The sequence below is a fragment of the Halalkalibacter alkaliphilus genome, assembly GCF_023555415.1.
Classification (GTDB): domain Bacteria; phylum Bacillota; class Bacilli; order Bacillales; family Bacillaceae_D; genus Halalkalibacter; species Halalkalibacter alkaliphilus.
Map to the genome: position 1 here is coordinate 115,280 of NZ_JAKRYL010000012.1, position 21,724 is coordinate 137,003.

The 21,724-nt window shown below is 37.7% G+C and carries 17 protein-coding genes; 16 read left to right on the forward strand and 1 reads right to left on the reverse strand.

Going from position 1 to position 21,724, the window contains the following annotated elements; translation table 11 throughout:
- Positions 1-27: 27 nt before the first annotated feature.
- From MF646_RS12850 to MF646_RS12915, 14 genes are all read left to right on the forward strand, one after another.
- Positions 28-2,472, forward strand: coding sequence for a hypothetical protein (locus tag MF646_RS12850; protein WP_250096907.1), 2,445 nt, complete (start codon positions 28-30; stop codon positions 2,470-2,472).
- A 20-nt stretch (positions 2,473-2,492) separates the two neighbouring features.
- Positions 2,493-3,008 carry a DUF4352 domain-containing protein gene (locus MF646_RS12855; RefSeq protein WP_250096908.1) on the forward strand — a complete coding sequence of 172 codons (516 nt, stop codon included), beginning with the start codon at positions 2,493-2,495 and terminating at the stop codon, positions 3,006-3,008.
- 67 nt (positions 3,009-3,075) lie between these two features.
- Positions 3,076-3,699: a TadE/TadG family type IV pilus assembly protein gene (locus MF646_RS12860; RefSeq protein WP_250096909.1), complete on the forward strand. Its 624-nt coding sequence runs from the start codon at positions 3,076-3,078 to the stop codon at positions 3,697-3,699.
- Between the two features lie 18 nt (positions 3,700-3,717).
- The gene (locus MF646_RS12865; RefSeq protein WP_250096910.1) at positions 3,718-4,230 is read left to right on the forward strand and encodes an A24 family peptidase; all 513 of its coding nucleotides are present in this window, start codon (positions 3,718-3,720) and stop codon (positions 4,228-4,230) included.
- Between the two features lie 15 nt (positions 4,231-4,245).
- Positions 4,246-5,919: a DUF6382 domain-containing protein gene (locus tag MF646_RS12870; RefSeq protein ID WP_250096911.1), complete on the forward strand. Its 1,674-nt coding sequence runs from the start codon at positions 4,246-4,248 to the stop codon at positions 5,917-5,919.
- A gap of 5 nt (positions 5,920-5,924) precedes the next feature.
- Positions 5,925-6,836 carry a PP2C family protein-serine/threonine phosphatase gene (locus MF646_RS12875; protein WP_250096912.1) on the forward strand — a complete coding sequence of 304 codons (912 nt, stop codon included), beginning with the start codon at positions 5,925-5,927 and terminating at the stop codon, positions 6,834-6,836.
- 267 nt (positions 6,837-7,103) lie between these two features.
- On the forward strand, positions 7,104-8,291 hold the full coding sequence (locus MF646_RS12880) for a hypothetical protein (protein ID WP_250096913.1): 1,188 nt from the start codon (positions 7,104-7,106) through the stop codon (positions 8,289-8,291).
- 32 nt (positions 8,292-8,323) lie between these two features.
- Complete coding sequence (locus MF646_RS12885; protein ID WP_250096914.1) at positions 8,324-9,010, forward strand: glutamate-rich protein 5; 687 nt, start codon at positions 8,324-8,326, stop codon at positions 9,008-9,010.
- The gene (locus tag MF646_RS12890; RefSeq protein ID WP_250096915.1) at positions 9,007-10,989 is read left to right on the forward strand and encodes a serine/threonine-protein kinase; all 1,983 of its coding nucleotides are present in this window, start codon (positions 9,007-9,009) and stop codon (positions 10,987-10,989) included. The genes MF646_RS12885 and MF646_RS12890 overlap by 4 nt, the downstream gene beginning before the upstream one ends.
- An 86-nt stretch (positions 10,990-11,075) precedes the next feature.
- Positions 11,076-13,514, forward strand: a complete 2,439-nt coding sequence (locus tag MF646_RS12895; protein ID WP_250096916.1) for a tetratricopeptide repeat protein — start codon at positions 11,076-11,078, stop codon at positions 13,512-13,514.
- A 27-nt stretch (positions 13,515-13,541) separates the two neighbouring features.
- Positions 13,542-15,887 carry a tetratricopeptide repeat protein gene (locus MF646_RS12900; RefSeq protein ID WP_250096917.1) on the forward strand — a complete coding sequence of 782 codons (2,346 nt, stop codon included), beginning with the start codon at positions 13,542-13,544 and terminating at the stop codon, positions 15,885-15,887.
- Between the two features lie 61 nt (positions 15,888-15,948).
- Positions 15,949-16,341, forward strand: a complete 393-nt coding sequence (locus MF646_RS12905) for a nuclear transport factor 2 family protein (RefSeq protein WP_250096918.1) — start codon at positions 15,949-15,951, stop codon at positions 16,339-16,341.
- 47 nt (positions 16,342-16,388) lie between these two features.
- Positions 16,389-17,138 carry a TcaA NTF2-like domain-containing protein gene (locus tag MF646_RS12910; protein WP_250096919.1) on the forward strand — a complete coding sequence of 250 codons (750 nt, stop codon included), beginning with the start codon at positions 16,389-16,391 and terminating at the stop codon, positions 17,136-17,138.
- Between the two features lie 301 nt (positions 17,139-17,439).
- Positions 17,440-17,736, forward strand: a complete 297-nt coding sequence (locus MF646_RS12915; RefSeq protein WP_250096920.1) for a DUF4282 domain-containing protein — start codon at positions 17,440-17,442, stop codon at positions 17,734-17,736.
- Positions 17,737-17,822: 86 nt separating this feature from the next.
- Here MF646_RS12915 and MF646_RS12920 read toward each other — a convergent pair whose 3' ends face one another.
- Positions 17,823-18,077: a hypothetical protein gene (locus MF646_RS12920; RefSeq protein ID WP_250096921.1), complete on the reverse strand. Its 255-nt coding sequence runs from the start codon at positions 18,075-18,077 to the stop codon at positions 17,823-17,825.
- A 135-nt stretch (positions 18,078-18,212) separates the two neighbouring features.
- Here MF646_RS12920 and MF646_RS12925 point away from each other — a divergent pair, with 135 nt between their 5' ends.
- Positions 18,213-21,476 (forward strand): protein kinase domain-containing protein, encoded by a 3,264-nt coding sequence (locus MF646_RS12925; protein WP_250096922.1) that lies wholly within the window; start codon positions 18,213-18,215, stop codon positions 21,474-21,476.
- Between the two features lie 72 nt (positions 21,477-21,548).
- Positions 21,549-21,695, forward strand: coding sequence for a hypothetical protein (locus tag MF646_RS12930; RefSeq protein WP_250096923.1), 147 nt, complete (start codon positions 21,549-21,551; stop codon positions 21,693-21,695).
- Positions 21,696-21,724: the final 29 nt, after the last annotated feature.

Below are 21,724 nucleotides of genomic sequence, written 5' to 3' on the forward strand. Positions count from 1 at the left end.
AGGGTAGACGTACGGAGGGGTCTTATTTTGAAAAAGTTCATACATAAATTTAGATCCGACGTCAAAGGATCTGTCTCAATCTTCTTCATAATTATTATCGTGCCAATCTTTTTATTTAATGCGGTGTTAATTGACTACGCTAGAATTTTAGCGGCTGATAAACAATCAGAATATGCGATTCAAAGTGCCGTACGTTCTGCAATGGCTTCGTATGATTCAGATTTAAGAGAATTTGGACTCTTTGGTGTAAAAAAAGAAGATGTCGACTATTTTGAGGAAATATTAAGAGCGAATTTACAAACAGTAGATCTTTCAGAAGAGAGTATTGTTCTTAACAATAATAGTGGGGCCTTTCAGTTTATTGACCCTAAGGTGGAAGACTTTAATTTAGATTTAGATAGAGAACTTGCCCACCCTGAAATACTTAGACATCAAATCCTAGAGGAAATGAAGTATAAGGCACCTGTCGAAATAATCAAAGAACTTCTTGAAAAGTTTAACTTTATCTCAAAGGCGATGAAGGAAACATCAACTTTTATTAATACGGTTAGTGAGATTGAAAAAGATTTTGATAAACGAGAACAAAAATTAGACGATATTAGATTCCCTATAGAGCTAAAAGAACCATTAGAAGGACCTAACCACTTAGTAAAAGCGCAAGACGCGTTAGAAGTCATACAAAAAGACTTGAGTAAAACTAGCAGCGCATCATTCCCAACTGTAAACAGCCTCAATGACATTATTTCAAATTATAATAGGTATGAAGAGGCTAAGAAAGAAAAAGAAAGCCTTGAAAGTCTCAAGGATGCTCTAGAACAGGACAAACGACAACAAGAAAATAAGTTAAGAGAAGTAAAGAACAGAGAGATAAACGAAGAAGATGAGGATGAACAAAAGAAAAAAGAAGATGAAAAAGAGGAAGAAATTAAAGAGCTAGAGGAAGCAATAGAGGATCTAGAGGATCAGATCAACAGCATGGAGACCCAAATTAGTGCGTTAGATCGCAATATTAAAAGGTTTGAAACAAACGCAGCAAAGAAAATGAATGAACTTAGCTCTCAATCAAAAACAGCTCTTGACCATTTACAAGATGCAAAACGGAAGTTAGACTTAGCAAAGAAAAATAATGATAAGATAATACAAGAGATACGCAAAGGTAGAAATACCGCTAACAACAATTATGAGGGAGCAATTTTTGAATCTGAAAAGGTGGAACCATCTTCAGAGGTAGATAAAGGCGAATTAGCCAATGTAGAGAAAACGTTGGATGATCTCTCAAAAGAACTAGATGAATATAAATATGAAACTAGTTTCTTTACTACAATAGGTAACCATTTGGACAACGCTATTACAAGTGTAATTTCAGTGAATAACAGTCTAAACACTGATATCTCAGGTGATCTATCAAGTGCAAAGAAATCAATAGAAGATCAACTCCCTAGTGCTAAATCTTCAGTTGACTCCGCGATTGAATATATGAAGACACATCGACGAGACTATGAAGAAGGAGATATGTCTGATTTTGATGATTATGAAATTATTGATAATGATGGCAAGCATGGTGAAGCGGAACAAAGTATAGATACGTCTGAAGATATTAATAGTTTAAGGCATAAGTATGACGAAGAAAAAGCCATATATGAAGATCTGACTAAAACTATCGGTGAACTTCAGAGATTTCTTGAGGACAATGACTTGATGGATGGATATTTTGAAGATGATCCTAATAATAAACATATTGGAGATTCACCTGAATTAGACTTTGGAGAAGATGCAACTGCTAGTTCTAAAGATGCAATGCGTCTAGTAGATGCTCTATTCAGTGGTATTGGAAATTTCCTGCTTGATGCCCGTGATGAGCTATATATTAATGAGTATATATTGATGAATTTTGAGAGTGCAAAGCCAGGAGGAAAAGCAGAAGACTTTTTATATGAAAATAGAGAAGTAGAATATATTCTATATGGTCTTCCTGAAGTTGGTGCCAATTATACAGCTGCACTCAGTCAATTGTTCGCAATTCGTTTTGCATTGAGGTTTATTGATGCGTTTACTGTTCCATGGGTTAGAGCAGCAGGGCATCCAATTGCAGTGTTTGTTGCTGCTTTGGGCTATGCGCTAAAGTATTCTAGTGAAGATATGAATGGTCTTCAAAGGGGAGGAAGTGCAGAGCTAATTGGTGAAAATTTAACAGGTAGATTAGAGTTTGGTTACAATGACTATGTTCGATTGTTTTTGTTTATGAATCCTGGCGGTGACAATCGTCTAATGAGAGTGATGTCTGTTATAAATGAAAAGTCAGGCATTGACCTAACCCAGAATTATACGTACGCCCACGGATCCGTTGATACATCAGTACAGTTATGGTTTATTCCGGAAATAGCAAAAGCCATGGAAGTAGTTAGTGTTATTGACGGTAAGGTAAATAACAATCGTTACGAATTTAATAAAGAAGCTTATTTTTCTTATTAATAAATAGGAGTGAAAAGAAAATGAAACAGATTTTAGGATTTATCTTCGCGGCATCACTTATTTTATTATCAGCGTGCGGAGGCCAATCAACAGAAGCACAATCAGAGAGTCAGGAAAGTAATGCTCAAAATACAAATGATATCTTAAACCTTGGAGAAACAGGAGTACAAGAGGGAACTGCAGGCTCAATAGAAATAACTGCACATTCTACTCAAATCTTGGAGTCATATGAGGAGTTTACTCCTAGTAATGGAGTATTTGTTATAGTTGACATTTCTGTTAAAAACAATGGAGAAACAGAAATAAATGGAGGAGATATCACAAGAGCATCTTTATTTGATGATCAGGAGACGATGTTTAATTCTACAGTTTACGATGAATTTGTAGAGCATATTTATGGTGAAATAAACCCTGGAGAAACAGTTTCAGGTCAAATTATTTTCAATCATTTCCCATCCGAATACTACGAACTAGTCTTTGGTTATGGTTTATCAACAACAGTCAACGAACTAAGATGGCATATTCCAGGTAACTAGATTTCAGGAGGAATTGGAATTGTCCGATTCTCCACTAAATAGACCATTCCTCAGAGGTGGCTCAAACATGAATTTTCGAAAAAAAGAAGATGGCGGTATCACGCTTGAAGCTGCTATCTTCATGCCAATTTTTATAATGTTTTTGGTGTTTTTACTTTTTATGATTCGTTTTGCTTTGACAGATATAGCTTTAAATAAGGCTGTATCTGAAACTGCAAAACAAATTGCTCTTCAATCTTATCCTATTCATAGAGTGATTGATACGGGTGGGAAAATGGCTACAGAAGCCCTTAATAAAAGTGATCATTATCAACAAATAAAAGATGACATGGGTAAGAATAAAGATCAAATTGAAAATGAGTTAATAAATACATTAGGTGAGGATGGTTACAATCAATTAATTGCAGACCCACTAGCTAAAGCAAGAGATGATGCAATAGATGGAGTAACAGCTCAATTTTTAGAAACTATAGTTCAAGGTTATTTAGCGGACGCTGATCGAATGAACTTGATAGATGCAAGTTCAGTAAGCGTCGTTTCACCTATAAAATTTCCCAACCTTTTAAATGAAGATGGAAATAAATTCATTCTAATTACTGCTGAATATAGACTTGTTCTCCCTATACCTTTCCTAAATCGAGAATACACTTTACAAAAACAAGCTTACGAACGAGTCTGGCTAGGATCATAAGAAAGGATTTGCTATCACATGGAGTTATATTATTACTTACTAGCATTGTTTGTCATCATCGCATTTTATACAGATGTGAAAAATAGCAAAATACCAAACTGGCTTACTATGAGCGGTGTCCTCGCTGGGCTACTCTACCATCTGATCTTTAATGGGTTCGATGGGTTGCTGTTCTCTATTCTGGGTCTTGTTGTAAGTGGTGGCATCTTGTTACTCATGTATGTATTTAAAGCATTAGGTGCAGGAGATGTGAAACTATTTGCTGCAATTGGGGCAATAGCGGGATTACATTTTTCTCTTTATGCCATCATGTATTCTATTGTATTTGCAGGTTTTATTGGAGTTTTTATTTTGTTGTTCCGAAAAGACTTGATAAAACGAATGGCATATTCATGCTACCGGTTTGTAGGTTCGTTACTGCGACGCGACCTTAAAAGCTTAGAAGAATTCAAGAAAATGGAAAGTGTGCGCTTTCCTTTTATGTACGCGGTGTTACCGGGTGTCATGATGACATTCTATTATTTTCTATAGGAGAGGAGAGTTACGATGAGCACCACAATTTATGATTTGAACTGCAACATCGACCAACAAAACGGTCACTTCATGATCTTGTCACGTGATGGTCAGTTTGGACTACATAGCAATGACCTAGCATCGATCCAGGTTAACATGCTAAAGTCTAACTCGATAGAAAAGCTTCTTCCATTACAAGTAGAAGAAATTGATTTTAATGTGAAGCTTTACTATAACCTATCATCTAAGCGAATTCTTTCGCAGGTGCTAAGGGAGAAGAAGTTAACCATTAGTGAGTATTATAACTTCTTGTATCAGGTAGTTTCTGCTATAGAAGATAGTAAAGAGTACATGTTAAATGAACAAAATTATATCATTCATGAAGATTTTATTTTTATTGGTAATGATTTCGGAGACGTTTATTTAACGTATTTGCCTCTTAATCAAGTATCGAATAAGCCACAGTTAAAAGATGAATTGAGAGATTTATTGATTAAATTAGTTGGACAAATTCAGGAGTTACAAGGTGACGGTGTCCAACAATTAATGAATTATATTAATCATCCTGAGTTCAAATTAGCTGAGTTGAAGAAAAAATTAAATACATTACGTAAAAATTCAGGTGCAACTGCACAAGTTAGTGCTCCTGTTTCACAACAAAAACCGCAAGCACAAGCAGCACCTGCACAACCTGTGCAGCAACCTGTATCTTCTGCTCCAGAAAAAACGGAAGTCGTGCAGCCGGCTGCAGCTAACGAAGAGTCAAGTCCTCCTGCGAAACCTAGGAAAAAACATCCTGTGAAACGAGGTTCTGCTAGAAGCAAAGCTGCTGCAGAAAGTCCGAAAGCGAAAGAAAAACCAAAGGCCAAGGCGAAAGTTAGCAAACAAGAAGTAGAAGAAACAGAAGTTAAAGAAACAAAGCCTCCAAACAAGATTGTTATCTTCGCTCTTTCTATTCTTGCAATTGCTGGTACATGGAAGATGTACGAAGTCATGCCGAGTGAAGGGATGCTTTACATTTGTGTCGGACTTAGTGTGTTAGTCGTGGCAATAGCTTACTTCTTCATGAAAGTACGTCCACAAAAAGCAAATAAAGTTGTTACGACAACAGTTAAAGATGAAAAGAAACCTGCTAAAAAGGCAGTTAATCCAAAAGTAAGAGCCAAAAAACAACAGAATAAGCCACAGCCGGCAGCTACTTCAAAGAGCAAGGAAGTCACTCCTAACGCTGTTGACCAAAATGGAGGATCACATCAGTACAATGAAAAGTCCCAACAACAATCAGCTGCAGCTGTTGACAGTGATGCTTATTTTAAAAATCTTGGCAATGAAACGACCTTGCTTTCAGACCCGGATCCGCAGTCAGATGCAACTGTGTTATTAGTGGATGAAGAGCCAAAAGCTGTACCAATGCCATTTTTTGAGGTTCAACGAAATGGAAACGTTGAAACAGTCCGCATTTATCAGACGCCATTCGTAATTGGTCGTACAGCTGAAGGGACTCAATATGTTGAGGATTCTATCGGGATTTCTAGATTGCATTTAGAAGTATTAAAAGTAGGAGACAATTACGCAATCAAAGATTTGGGTTCTAAAAACGGAACGAAACTGAATCAACAGCCGATCGCAGCTAATACGGTTCAACACGTAAAAGACAGTGACATCATTAAAATCGGTAAAGTTGAATACACATTTAAATTAGGATAGTGCGGATGACAAATAAAAAAGCAGCCTGGGAGTATGGATTATCCACTCATAAAGGCGCAGTAAAACAGATTAATGAAGATAATGCTTTGTTGAAAATTGCCAGTGACTCTAATGGGTGTGAAGCTTCATTGGTTATTGTTGCTGATGGGATGGGTGGTTATCAAGCGGGGGATGTTGCAAGCCAACTCGTTATTGATCAACTTAACGATTGGTGGGAACGTCGTATCCGCACAATGTTAAAGCTTCGACGTCCATTTAAGAGCATAGCCAAAGAAATTGAAAGTCTATTGCATGAGACGAATCACAAGTTAATTGGAATAGGCAACAAAGAAGGAAGTAAATTAGGAACAACGGTGTCCGTGTTGTTCCTTTATCAAAACCGATATCTAATTTGTCATATTGGTGATAGTAGAATTTATAGGTTTGATGAAGATCTTCCTAGAGTATGTTCAGATAATAATAGTACGTATCCACTTGAAAGTGATACAGTTCCGCTAGGTGAAACGTCTGAGCTTGTACAACTAACGGAAGATCATTCTTGGGTGGAACAGCAAGTTAAATTAGGTCTCCTAACGAAAGAGCAAGCTGCCTCACATCCAAGAAGGAATGTATTGTTGCAATGCCTAGGGATCGAGAATGAAGTAGAGCCTTTTATTAAAGAAGGATCTTATAAGGCTAATGATCTATTTCTTTTATGTAGTGATGGCTTTTATACGCTTTTTTCTAATGAGGCAATCGTTACCTTGCTCACCCATTCAGAACAAAAGTATAACGATTTACAACAGGTAAGTGATCATCTAGTCGACTTATCTAATCGTGAAGGCGCAACCGATAACGTGACCGTTCTTTTAATTCGGCCTTTGGAGTCCAATGTTAAAAAAGGCTGGAAAAGCATGTGGAGAAACTTATTTCCATAGGCGAAGTTTAAACGATATCAACGAAATAAGATAAAAAAGCTCTTCAAGAACTGAAGAGCTTTTTTATCCCCTCACCACTACCATTTCCATTTAGTAAAATCCACTCCTATACATAGTACTTTTTAAATAATAAAATCCAATTTTTCTTAGAATTTAATGACTATAATACTAGTTTTATCCATAGTATTATAGTAAGATTTTATGTGTTAATCGATAAAATTATCAAAAATTATGTGTTTCTCTTATTTATTTGGGAGGTAAAAAAATGTGTCTATTATGAACAAGAAATTTCTAATATTTTATGGACTTTCTTTGATTATTTCTTTTGTTTTCATCTTCCTTGGTATTTATGTCCTAAGGAAAGAATATTTTATGATTACCGAAGTTCATCCACATGGGGAGACCATTGCTGTAGGACAATTGGATGCCTCTACATATAAGCCTGTTATTACTCAAGACGGTTCTATACAGTCTATATACCGCGATGATCATCAACTATTTTACATAGCTACGAAAGAAGGTGACCTTGAACTTAATATGGTCGACCTAAGAAGTCAGCAAGTGAGCACGGAAATAAGTATCAGTCAAAAGTCATTACGTTTTCCTTTAGAAATCTTAGAAATATTAGATGAAAAAGACGTTACTATGTTAAAGATGCTTGAAGACTTAAAAGATAGTGATCAAGAAGGTTTTTTTGTTTTAGATATGGATGTGTTACATCAGTATCTTTTAATTACTCGAGGATCGATGCTTGGCTTGTACAAAGAGGATGGAATGAAGAAACAGCATACTTATGATGGTGTTGCTTTACATGGGGCTATTGATGCGGAAGAAGAAGCATTTTATGCCTTATTAAAAAGGGATGACCAATACTATATTTATAGTTCAAATGAAGAGAAAGAAGTGAAAGTTGAGATAACGGGAGACTTCCAAGATGCTTTTTTTCTACATGATATAAATGCATATGTTATCTGGACTGATCAAACTATTGTAAAGGTTGACATGTCTACAGAAATGACTACTGAGAAACAGCTTCTTGCTGATACAACAGGTATGGAAAAGGTAGCTGATACGACAATGCTCATTATTGAACGAGAAGGGCAATTAGGTATTTATGATGTTTCATCAAGAGCGTTGTTTGAAGTAGATCATTCTGTAACTGAGCCAATGTACAAAGTATCAGCGGATGCTAGGAGATTAGCAATCGTGTCAAAGGAAGGCCCAAGGGATTCAACACTTTTTATCTATGATCTGAATCATATGTTTGTCAGCCATGAATCTAAAGTTGAAGGTGAAATTACAGATCTTAAATGGAGTGAGACGAGAAACCACTTACTTGCGACGGTAAAGACAGAGGAGAATTATTTTGAGTCCTATCATGTTCGGATTGGTGAGGAACTTGCCTGGGACTCTATACATGGCAGTGAACAAGAAATAAAAGCATTTTCGCCATAGGTAAAGTGTTTTAGTGAAGGAGAGGTTGAAAAGTGAATGACCTTTGGCTGTATTCTAACGGCTTATATTTGTTAGGCATTGGTATTATAGTATTTTTAATTTGTAATGCAGTTTTGTTATTCGTGGTGATTAGAGTGATGCTAAAGAAGAAAGAAGCGTTATCAAGACTGGCTGAAATCGAACAACAGAAGGCAAAATCGCCATCCACTAAGAAGGAAAATGACCTTGAGCTGAAGATGGCAGAAACAAAAAGGTACGTTACCGAGAAAAAACAAACGGAGTTGTTAAAAACAGGAGACGAAACGGAACTGCTGGGTACCCAAAGAGAGACGGAGTTGTTAAGAGCAGGAGACGAAACGGAACTGCTGGGCACCCAAAGAGAGACGGAGTTGTTAAGAGCGGGAGATGAAACGGAACTGTTGGGCACCCAAGGAGAGACGGAGCTGTTAAAAACAGGAGACGAAACGGAATTGCTGGGAACGCAAGGAGAGACGGAGTTATTAAAAACGGAACTTTTGAAGGACAACACAACAGAATTACGAACCCCTTCTTTAGAAACGGAGCTTCTTCAGGATGAAGAAGATAAACACCGTGTAAAGGAGAAGAAAACAGAGGCATACGAAACGGAATTATTAACTAAAGGTTTTGAAACAGAGCTTCTTACTAAGGAATCGGATCAAAAATCGACAAACGGCGTAAGAAAGGGTAATAACAAATGATTAAAATCAATGAAGTATTAGATGGGAAATATAGGATTATTGAGATATTGGGAAAAGGTGGAATGGGGAGTGTTTTCTTAGCTGAAAACATGAAGGTTGGAAACCTTTGGGCGATCAAGGCGATCGATTTATCATATAACACGGAAGTCAATCTCTTGGCAGAGCCAGAGATGTTGAAGAAGCTAAACCATCCCAACCTGCCTCGTATTGTTGATATTATTCATGAAGGACAGTATTTATATATCGTTGAAGATTATTTTGAAGGAGAGACGTTACAAGACCTAATTAAAGATTCTGACTGGTGTACAGAGAGTAATATTATTAAGTGGGCTAAACAACTCTGTGATATCTTAATCTACCTTCACAATATGAATCCAGCCATTATTTACCGTGATATGAAGCCAGGAAATATTATCATTGACACGGAAATGAATGCTAGATTAATAGACTTTGGGGTTGCTAGGGAGTACAAGGAAGGACAAAGTACGGATACCACGCTGATTGGAACTAAAGGGTATGCAGCCCCTGAACAGTACGGTACGAATCAAACGGATGCTCGTACCGATATTTATTCACTCGGTGTGACGTTGTACCATGCTATTACAGGAAAAGGACCTAATGAACCACCCTATGAGCTTGTACCAGTAAGGCAGTTAAATAAAAACCTTTCAGAAGGCATAGAAACGATATTATTAAAATGTACTCGCAATGACCCAGAAGATCGTTATCAATCTGCTGAGGAACTTCTTGATGCGCTTGAGAACATTCATAAACTGAATAAGGCATACAAGCAGAGCCGCTTAAAACGAAAACTGATTATTGCTGGAGTGTCTATTGGTATTTTGGGTGGTGCTTTTGCCGTGAATGAGGTCATGTTGCTGCAAGCATCTGAAAAAGCAGAGCAATACCAAGCGTATCTTGAGGAAGGATTTAATTATTATAATGAGGAAAATTACGACGCAGCTGAAGAAGCATTTTTAAATGCACAAGAGCTTAATGAAACAGGTGAGTTGTTTTTAAATCAAGCAAAAGTATTTCTTGCGAGAAATGAAAATGAAAGAGTAACGGAATATTTGCAAGCCAAAGTGATAAATGAAGGGATTCTTCAGGATAACAATGAAGTCCATTATCTCATGGGAACAGCCTTCTTTAACCTTGGTGATTATGAAAAATCAATTTGGTATTTTAATGAAGCGTTAAAAGACAATACAGGCAGCTTAGGGAACAATCTAGTAAATGTTTATCGTGATCTTGCCGTAAGTTATGGGAGAGTCAGTGATTACGATAAAGCTGAGGAGATCCTTGCACAACTAACAGCGGAAAACGATACTGATCATGTTTCTCATTATGTTAAAGGGGAACTAATGATTATCCAACAAAGGTATGATGAGGCCCTTGCTGAGTTGATCAGAGCGAACCAATTAGAGTCGGGAAATACTAGATTTATGATGAGTCTTGCGAACGTCTATTTACGAATGATCAGACAAGGCAATGCGGAAAATACGGAAGAGTATTATCAAAAGGCTATTGAACTGTTAGTGAATACCGAACAATTGGATCCTAATAATATCACTGTTCTGAATTTATCTGGGCAAACTTATTATGATTTTGGTCTTTATTTAGAAAATAGAAATCAAGATAATCAAGCTCAGGTCATGTTTGAATCAGCGACGGCTTCTTTTAGTAAGTTACTAGATTTAGGAATTAATGATATTAATGTCTTGATTAATCAAGGGATCCTTTATGACAAACTCAATAAAATGCAGCAAGCAGAAGAGTATTATAAAAGGGCACTTGAACAGAATGAAAATCACTCACGAGGTAACTTAGTCTATGGTTTATTTTTGTTAAAGAAGCAAGAATACAATCTAGCACATACGCATTTTCAGAAAACAATTGACATTAATGATAATCCTGGAGAAGTGAGTGTTGCCCAGGAACGAATAACTGAATTGAGGGAAAAAGGCTGGATTAATTAAAAAGGTAATAGACTATTGAATTAAGAAATTCAATAGTCCATCTTTTTTCTAATGCTTATTTTAAAGCTCTAAGAAAGGGGAAGTTCATGGGGAGAAGTAGATTAAAGAAATGGATAGTAGTTTGCAGCATTTTGCTGCTAGCTGCATGTAGGTCGGTGGCTTCAAGTGAAGAGATTCAAGATAAGTTGGCACTAGGGGCAAAGTATTTATTAGAAGAGAATTATGAAGAAGCTATTTTGGCTTATGAAGAATTAATTAAAATTGATCAAAATGTAACAGAAGCTTATAAAGGAATCTCGAGGGCGTACGCTCTAAAAGGAGATTTTACCCAATCTGAGGATATTTTACATAAAGGAATAGAAGCAGTAGATCAAGATCATGAACTTCGTAATCAATTAGCTGAAGTGTTTAAGGTTCAAGAAAAGTATGAAGAAGCAAAACAAGTATATATTACTTTAATTGAAACCGATCATGACCGTAGCGCTTATCAAGGTTTAGCCGATCTTTATGTAAAACAAGACGATATAGAAGGGTTGGTATCTTTTTTTGAAGATGAAGAAAACTTTGGCGGCGACCATGCTGCTCGTTATGTAACGTTGGCAGATATACATATGAATGTAGGAGATGTTGAGCAAGCTCGTAAATATAGCAAACAAGCGTTAGAATTCAACCCTAATAACAATGAGGTCTTTACTAGCATAGATGCAGCCTATGGCGGTATGTGGTGGGAGCTTGTGTCTGAAGGGGAGTCTCTCCTTGACAGGAATGATGATCAGCTTGGAAACCTGCTCCGTCTGTATGGATTGTATAAGCTAGAATATTTCGATGAATTGATTGAAATTTTCGAAAATGTCGAAGGGATAGAGAACAAGATGGTGCGTAGTATAACTGCTTTGGCTTATCAGTATACGGACCAGCCAGAAAAGGCAAAGGAAATGATTGAATCGCTTGATCTGGATGAAGGAGATCATCTCCTACTTTTAAATAAGTTAATTGCCTATTATGAAGCTGTTGAAAATGTAGAAAAGGCGATTGAAATAGCTGAAGATGTCCTGTTGAAAAAACCACACGTCTATTCTGTTTATTTACACCTTTACGGGCTAACAGGGGATGAGCTGTATTATCAGCAACTAGTATCCCGTTATCAAATTGATCAGCTGTTACTAGTGGAATTGCCTGTTATAAATCAAGAGTCTATGTCAGCCATTTATCCTGAATGGGAATTACTTGAGAGTCATGAAATCGATTTTGGCTACAGCACGTATGCAGTAGTTGGATTGAGAAAGGGGAATCATGAGAATCCGATAGAAAACTCGGTAAAGCTCGCAGTGGTGAAATATGATTATGTAGGAAACCGGTGGGTTCAAGAGTGGGGTTCAAACGAGTTTGAAAGCATTTATTTTAATCAAGAATTCCTTTTTGTGAAAGAAGAGGAAACAAAGACGCACGCGGTCATGAAAACAAATGGAGATCGCTTTTACTTTGACTTCCGGTATGATCAGGTGACCGTAACAGAGACACCACGGAGTTCGCTGACATATTCAGAGGCAGAGGAAGTTTTCTTCAAAGTTAATGAGACGGGGGAAGTGGTTGCAGCAGAAGGTGAAGTAATAAGAATCGAAGTTGGCGATTCCGTTGCTTTTGTTCCTGCTGACCAACATACGAAGACACTGTTTGATAATGGGACGGTTCAATCATTTTATGGAAATACCACTGCAACAAGTCTTTCAGATCTGTTTCATTTCAAGTACATTAATACGATTCGTTTCCCGCATGCAGGTATATATTATGTCGTATTAGATGAATCAACTGACATGGCTAGTGCGTTTGAACCGACATTTATTATTGAAGTAGGCGATCAAACCAATTTAGAAGGAGAGTGGACCCGTCCAGGGGAGCATACAAGAGGGATTTTAGACATTCATCAGGTAGACTCAGAGAGCTTTTCATTTGAATTTCATGTTAGCAATGGGGCAAATGTTGGCTATTTAGATGGGATTGCTCAAATCAATGGGGATCATGCTGTATATGTAGATCAGGAAGGGTGCCGGATCGACTTTAGCTTGCTGGGGGAATCAATTGATGTTGAATCGAGCCAGGAGTGCTTAATGTATGCAGGGCTAGGTGCTTACTTTTTTGGGGAGTATTTTAGAAATCCTGTAGAAGCTACAACTAACCTCGTTGAGTTAGGGGTGTTTCCTTCTGAAGAACTAGATGCCCTCTTCATGTCTTTAGTTGGAGAGGACTACCAGCTATACGTAGAACGAATGCATTTGGTTTATCCAGATGGTGAGAACTTAGACAATTTTAATGCAACGGTCGTTTCTGGTGGGGTAAGAGGTCTCTTCACTTTGATGGAAGCGATCATCATGTACGATGATGAGGGGCAGTTCTGGTCAGCTGTGCTTGCTGAAGAGGGGGTCATTTATCATACAAATGATCTAGCATATCAAGGTCAACTTCCAGAAACGATTAACGAATGGCGAGGACGATTCAGCGATGCGCCAGTTATACATCGAAATTAGATACTAGGTGGAGAGGAATGTGAGTTAATGAAAAGGCTTTGGTACGTTGTAGCGGCCCTTCTTATTTTCATAGGAGGCTGTAGCAAACAAGTATCGAGTGAAATGATTCAAGAGAAATTAGCACTCGGTACGAAATACTTACTCGAGGAAAACTATGAAGAGGCTTTATTAGTTTATCAAGACATTATTGAGATTGATAAGAAAGTAGAAGAAGCCTATAAAGGTATTTCGAATATCTTTGTGATACAAGGCAATCCTGCCGAAGCTGAGACCATAATTGAAGAAGGGATCAAGGCGGTAGATGATAAGAATTCCTTGCGTGTTCATTTAGCTGAAGTGTATGAAGTTCAGGAAAAGAACGAAGAAGCAATTGAATTGTATCAGGAAATTATTGATGAAGACAGTAGGTATTTACAAGCCTACATAGGTCTTTCTAACCTTTACTATAGCAATGATGACGTGGCAGATATGATTGCTGTGCTAGAAGAAGCTATTAACCAAGATCCTGAGAATCCAGCTCCTTACCTTTTAGTAGCTGAAGCTTATGAAAGCATAGGAGATAGAGAATCAGCAATTAGCTATATTAAGGATGCTCACAGCTTAGATCCAAGCTATTATCTAGGTTACGAGATCATAGAACAGCTTTTTAACGGCAATTGGGAAGAGTTAGCAAGATTAGGAGATAGCGTTTTGGCAGAGGGAATGGCAGCGGGTGCTATTTGGAAGCAAATCGCGAAATTCCATTTGGAACAGTACGAAGAAGTTGTCGCTATTTTTGAGGATGTAGAAGTTGTACAAGGAAATGTAAAGGCCATTACGCTTACTGCATTAGCAGAATTGAAGCTCGATCACGCTGAAAAAGCAACAGAGCTGCTTGCAGGGTTAAACATAGGTGAAATAGAGGATATTACGGTTTTAAAAGATTTAGTTCAATTTTACCAAGAAGCAGAGGAAACAGACTTAGCTGTTGAACTTGCGGAAAAAGCCTTAATAATAGATGAAACTGCGTACTCGTTTTATTTGTATCTGTTTGAATTAACAGATGATGAAATGTACATTGAGCAGCTTTCAGCGGTAACAAAGGTGGAAAATTTATTATACAAAGAGGCACCTGAGATTTCCGATCAAGAAGTTTCCACGCTTTACCCTGGCACGGAAGTCCTTGATCAAAAGACCATCTCATTTGGTTTTGTTGACTATACTGTGCTGGCGCTTGCTGCAACTCAATCTGATGAGTGGTTTATTGATTTAGAGATTGCAATTGTTTCATATGATAGGCGAACTGAGAAGTGGCAGAGGGTATGGGAATCCTCACCTTTTGAACTCTACGAAGAGTTTGACAACTACTTATTTGGAGAGTTATTGGTGACAAATCCAAATCCAACAAATGCATTGATTGGATTTGCCTATAATTTTGGAGGTTCTAGTGGACATCACCAAATTGAAGTATTGTCTCTCGACTATGCTGGTTTAGGATCGTTGCGTTGGTCAGCGGAAAACTTCAGGGATGGAAAGTTTGATATTGAGGATAATGCATTTGTCATTGTTAATCCACAAGGCCAATTTACACTTCAGTTTCAAGGTCAACAATTTACAACTGACCACATCCCAAGAAGCGAATTAGCACCAGCTGATTCAAAAGAGCTCCTGTTCACTGTTCGCGATTCAGGAAGAGTGATTGCAGCAAACGAGCAAAGAGTAACGGTTAATAAAGGAGAAACGATTGCGGTAGTTCCTGCTGACCAAAAAGCAAAAGATCAATTTGATGGCGGAGAATTGGGTCTTTATATTGGGGATGCCTCAACAATGAGTTTAGCTCATGTGAACTACTGGTACACGTGGAACAGCGTTACGTTACATGAGCCAGGTTGGTATCACATCGTATTAGAATCAAGAAACTATGATTATTCGTTTGGTTCACCTGAGCCTACATTTATTATTGAAGTCATTGATGGAAGCCAAACAAGTAACGGTAGAGCAGAAAGTACATTGTATACTAGTTCACGGCTAGGGATTAGCTTGGAGCTGCCTAATGATTTCTATAACGATATAATCATTGAAGAGATCAAACGTGAGTCTGGTGGGTATGAGGTAGAATCGGTTGTGTTTTACTACCTAGATGAAACAGAGCATCAAGATAAAGTCTTCCTCTCAGCCATTGAAAGGTTCACAAGAGAAGCATGGGATGACTATTTCAGTTATGGTTTTCACAGTTTATTACATGAAGAAAGTAATGGGTTAGTCTATGCAAAGGAAGAGCCTGGAGAAAGTCCATATATTCCATTTGAAAATAGTCAGGAGCAAGATACGTATTTTAAGCGGTTTGACCAGCTAGGTGAGGCAATACAGTCAACATTTAAGGTAAACAGATAATGAAAACAACTGGGGAGATTCCTTTATCTCCCCAAATATCTTTCGATAAGGAGTTAGATGTATGAAAAAAGGAACTTTACTCATCTTTTCTATGAGTCTAGTTATGGTTTTGTTAACGGCTTGTGGAGGACAAGAGAAGGAAGTAAAAAGTGTATTTGGAGATTTAATTGATTCCATTAATAAAAAGGATGCTCAACTGTATATAAGTAGTTTTCATGAAGATTCTATGATGCTCGAGTTGGTTGATGTTGAGTTTATGCAAGAACAGTTTGACCAAAGCGATGATGTTCGTATTTCAATTAAGAGTGTAGAAATAGCAGAGCTTACAGAGGAAGAAGCGATACTTGATTACGTGATTGAAGTGAGGGAAGATTCACAGGTAAATGAGGAAACAGGAAGCTTCCTCTTATTGAACACAGATCAAGGATGGAAGATTATCGACGAAATGTATTAGTCTTCTTTACATTGGCAATTGGATTTGGTTAAAGAAAGGAGAGAGAAATGTATAAGCAGTGGATTATGATCGTTATAGCAGCATTTATATTAGGAGCTTGCTCTCCGATGCAAACAGTGAAAGAGGCAATCCTTGGACCAGAACCAAAAGAAGCTACAACTGATGGCAGCCTATTGGATGCTGAACCTGATGAAGGAAATGAAGTAGATGAGGAAACGGAACGGCAGAGCAGTAGTGACTCAAGCGAAATAGACGGCAACGGAGAAGCAGAAACGGAGTCAATAAGCAGTAGTGGTTCATATATCGATGCAAGTGTTTTTGCAAATCAGGAAAGCAATACATCAGGAGCAAGTGGATCAAATGGAGGAACTAGGGAAGAAACAGGCAGTCGTCCTGCTAGTGAGGATGCAGGAGCCAATGTAGATGTGATTGCTCAAGAGGAAGAACTCAAAGATAAGATCTACCGGGCTGTAGAACGATATGAATACGGGTTAATCGAAGCGATTAATAGCGGAAACTTCCAAAGGGTAGCCCCGGCTATTACACCAAATAGTCCATTATACCATGATCAAATTGGACTGGTGGAACGGCTGTATGAAAGAGGAATAACAGAAAAGCTCCATCAATTTACCATTCAGCATTATGAGCTTAATAGTCATGCAAACGAGCACCGCGTCGTTGTAGATGTGACAGTGGAAATCATTCAGAAAGATCAATCAAGTGTTATTAATGATTATACTTGGACGTATACCATTGAAGAAAGACATGGTGAAATGACGCTAAGCAACCTTGAATAGAGGTGGATAATATATCCAGTTAGGGTTAGAAAATTGATCATAAATGTGTCATTCATCATAAGGATAAGGTAGGAATAAAGTATGAGTGATTTCGAGTCGGAATTACATAATCTTAGTAAAAATTACAAAAAGTGCATAGATTTTATTGTTTTCATAGGTTCATAATGGTAAAATTGAAAACTGTAAGCATTGCTAAATAGTAGTATTACAGCAATATATACCCATTTTATGTAACTTTATACTTCAATAGAGTTTTAATTAGCTTACAAATGTCAACTAAAGGAAAAAAGGAGGGGGAAATATGAATCAATATTTAAACTTTGACAAAATGATTACTCCAGCAATTATTAAAATTATTTTTTGGATTGGGGTAGCGGTATCCGTTATTACTGGCTTAATCATGATCATCTCAGGTGCTGCTAGTCCTTGGGGTGGTGGACTTCAAGTTATTTCTGGATTGTTTGTTATGTTTTTAGGTCCACTTGTTACAAGAATCTATTGTGAACTTTTGATTTTATTCTTTAAGATGCAACAGTCACTTAATGAAATTAGTTCAAAATTAGATGTGGAAGAAGAAGAATATCGCGCTAATGCATAATGAATTAAATGAAGACCTGAACTTTCCGTTTAGGTCTTTTCACATTTTATGTAAGATGTGTCTCGGTTAGGGGAAGGATTTCATCTTTAGTTAAGTTTCTCAAAGAAAACATACAATCCTAGAATGAGGAAAGCGACAATTGAAATAATAAGTGGCTTATGGTCCTTCTTTAGAGGCTTCACTTTTGACTTTGCCTGAGAAATGCCTTCTGTTTCGGGATTAGATCGTGTAATCTCTGAATCGTCTAAGAGGGTAGTAGAGCCTTCTTCCTTTAATAACACTGTTTCATTCGAGAGCAGTTCTGTTTCGTTTGATAGATCGTTTTTTGCTTTTTTATTCACGTCTTCCACTCCTTTTTAAACACCCCTTGGGATTTACAATACTGTTTACTAACTTACCATAAGATCATGTAAGAAATAAATGGCTATCAATATGATTTTTATCTAAATGAGATAAAAAGAGAAAGGAGAGATAGTATGGATACAACTAAAACGCAGCTTCACATTGGAGATGTTCTCCATGATCGGTATAAGGTTACTGCATTACTAGGACAAGGTGGAATGGGGACTGTTTATTTGGTCGAGGACTTGCGTCTTGAAGGAAAATATTGGGCGGTTAAAGAAACTCGGATTGATAAAGAGTACTCAGACAGCTTTATTGCAGAAGCGAAGATGCTTGTAGAATTAGACCACCCCAACCTCCCTAAAATAGTAGATTATTATTCTCCGGATGAGAAAGGCTATATCTATCTTGTTATGGATTATATTAAAGGGGAAACATTGCAAGAAACGTTTCAAAAGGCAAAGGGAGACCTTTCTTACAAACAAATCGTGGATTACGCCATCGAAATTTGTGATTTACTTGAATACCTACATAATCAAAAGCCAGCGATTATTTATCGCGATCTAAAACCTAGTAACATCATGATTGACGGAAAAAATAGTGTTAAATTAATTGATTTTGGAATAGCGAGGAAGTTTAAAGAGGACAAGGATACAGATACAGAGCTTATTGGTACAACTGGGTTTGCTGCTCCCGAGCAATTCGAGAAAGATAAGCAAACAGATCATCGAACAGATATATTTTCACTCGGTGCGACGCTTTATTATTTGTTAAGTGGGGGAAAATATATTCTTGCTACGCAGAAGCCATTAAATAAAATTCGAACCGATCTACCCGCAGAGCTTGTTCAATTTATTAATAAAACAACAAAATTGAATCCAAAAGAACGCCATAAAAGTGCTGCTGCTGTAAAAAAAGAGCTTATCTATATACAGCAGTTAATTGAGAATGAACCTAGCTTCTTTGATCGTTTAAAAATGAAGGCGATCGTTGTCGCGAAGTATAGTTTAGCTGTCTTGCTGTTAGCAGGGGTCTTATCCTATATAGGCTACGACCAATGGAATAAACGATTTGCAACAGATTCAGCAAGTGTAGTGGCTGATGAGCAGTTGTTATCTGAGAGCAGTGAAGATGTTCTAGATGGGGTTGAAATTACTCCTGATCTAGTGAGCCCTCAACCTGTTAATACGGACATTACTTGGACCCTTGAGCCGTTTACAGCTCAGGAGGACATGGAATATGCTTGGACGGTTTATCAAAATGGGGTGGAGATCGAAAAAACAGATTTCACATCAGAACAAAGTTTCATATGGTCCCCATCAGAAGCAGGTATGTATGAAGTAGAAGTAACCGTAAGTGGTTCTCATGGTGTTGCAAGTGCGATGTCAGGTGCCTATAGTATTGAGTCAGAAGAGGTCAGAGGGCTGCTTAGACCAGATCGAATGAGTCCGCAGGCTCCTGGGACAGACATTACTTGGAACGTTGACATGGAATCTGAGAGTCCATTGGAATATGAATGGACGGTCTTTTTAGATGGTGAAACGATTGAGCAAACATCAACATCAGAGCAAAATCATTTCACATGGGCACCGCAAGAAGCCGGAGAATATGTAGTAGAAGTGATCATACTAAGTGCTTCAAATGAAATCGGCAAGCATCAAGAGTCATTTACTATCCAAGAGTGGGTAAATGAAGTAACGATAGAAGAGCTGGGTACCCCGATCCAAGTGAACTTGTGGCAACAAAGTATTTATGCTTCAAATGGAAATTGGAGCAGAGGAACGAACGCCAATCGAGATACATATGAAACCGTATATACGACGAGCGGCCAGAACAATGAAAGTGTTACTTTTGATTTAACAGATTATCAGATGCATAGTGGTCGTTTCCAAACTATAGTGGAAAAAAGAAGCGGGATTGATGCGATTGTCGAGTTTTATATTGATTCTGAGTTAGTTTACGAGACGGAACTTGTTACCTCTCTTACAAACGTAGAATTTGATGTACCATCAGGTTCATTATTAACGATGAAATTACGTAATGATAGCGTAGCTGGGGATAGTACAAGTGTGTCTGAAATTTATATAAAAGAACCTAAATTATTGGTCGATGCGCAGGCAATTGGCTCAACTCCGATAGAGAAAGTGAGCTTTTGGGAAAATGGAGCATATGGAACACGAGGGAATTGGTCAAGAGGAACGAATACAAATCGAGATACATACCGGAGTGTATTTACAACAAGCGGATCTGATCAGGACTTTATCACATTTGACATTAGCTCGCACCAAATGAAGTGGGGCGAACTAAAAGGGAAAGTCCTTCCGATAGCAGGAATTGACTATCAACTTGAATTCTATGTTGACGCTGTTCTCGTTCATACAACAGATGTGATGAAGCCTAATGATGATGTCCCAGAAGCATTTACAGTGCCTGTTCCAAGAGGTTCAATCGTCACGATTAAAGTGGTAAACCAAAGTGTTGATGGTGATAACTCGAGAAATTCGAGTGTGTATATTAAAGATTTCATCCTAGAAATTCATGAGAAATTGGATCAGCCAAGTTCAATAGAAAGAATGAGCTTATGGACAGAAGGGATCTATGCAGAAAGAGGCAATTGGAGCAGAGGGACGAACCAGAACCGAGATACATACCGGACAGTGTCAAACACCTCTGCATCAAATCATGACTATGCAACATTTGATATAAAGTCAGCCAATATGTCGAAAGGACGCTTAAGTGGTAAAGTCCTGCCTATTAGTGGAATAGACTATCAATTGGCTTTCTATATTGATGATGATCTTGTATATAAGACGTCTGAAATTGCTTCTTCAAGCAGCATACCAGAATCATTTGAAGTACTTGTAGATTCTGGTGATTTACTTACAGTAGAAGTGTTAAATGAAAGTGTAAGTGGTGATTCACAAGCGACGTCTCATTTCCAAGTAAAAGACTTAATCCTGAATGTTACTGAACAAAAGGAGCAACAGCCGGCTGAACACCGTATATCCTTGTGGAATGGTGAATTTCTACAAACGACAGGAAACTGGAGTAGAGGCACAAATCAAAATAGAGACACGTACCGAACGATCTCGACGACCTCTGGTTCAAATGGAGATTCGTTCACATTCGATATTAGCCCTTATAGCAACGAGGATGGACGTTTATATGGGACGATTATTCCAAGTGGCGGAATCCCATTTCAATTAGAATTTTATGTGGATCAAGAGAACGTACATACAACGGAACAATTGACACCAGGAAAAGACAGGCCTTTCTATTTTGACATTGATATTGCAAAAGGAAACAATGTAACGGTTAAGGTAGTAAATAACAGTGTCGAAGGGGATAGTACCCGCCAATCGAGTATTACAATTAAGGGGTTAACTTTCGAAGATTAATAAGCAGAAGGAGAGGGGGTGTGCTCCCTCTCCTTTTTATTTTCAGCACTAAGAGATACAGGGGGGATTAAGTTGTTACGATTTATTCGAAATACGTTTGTTATTTTAATAGCTGCTAGTATTTTACTATTTATGTACAGTGATACCATTATTAATTGGCTACAATCTCAAATGACTTGTTGCATTCCTGATCTGCCAGATTTCCATACAAGGCCATAGATTTCACCCTAATTCTTACCATAGAATAA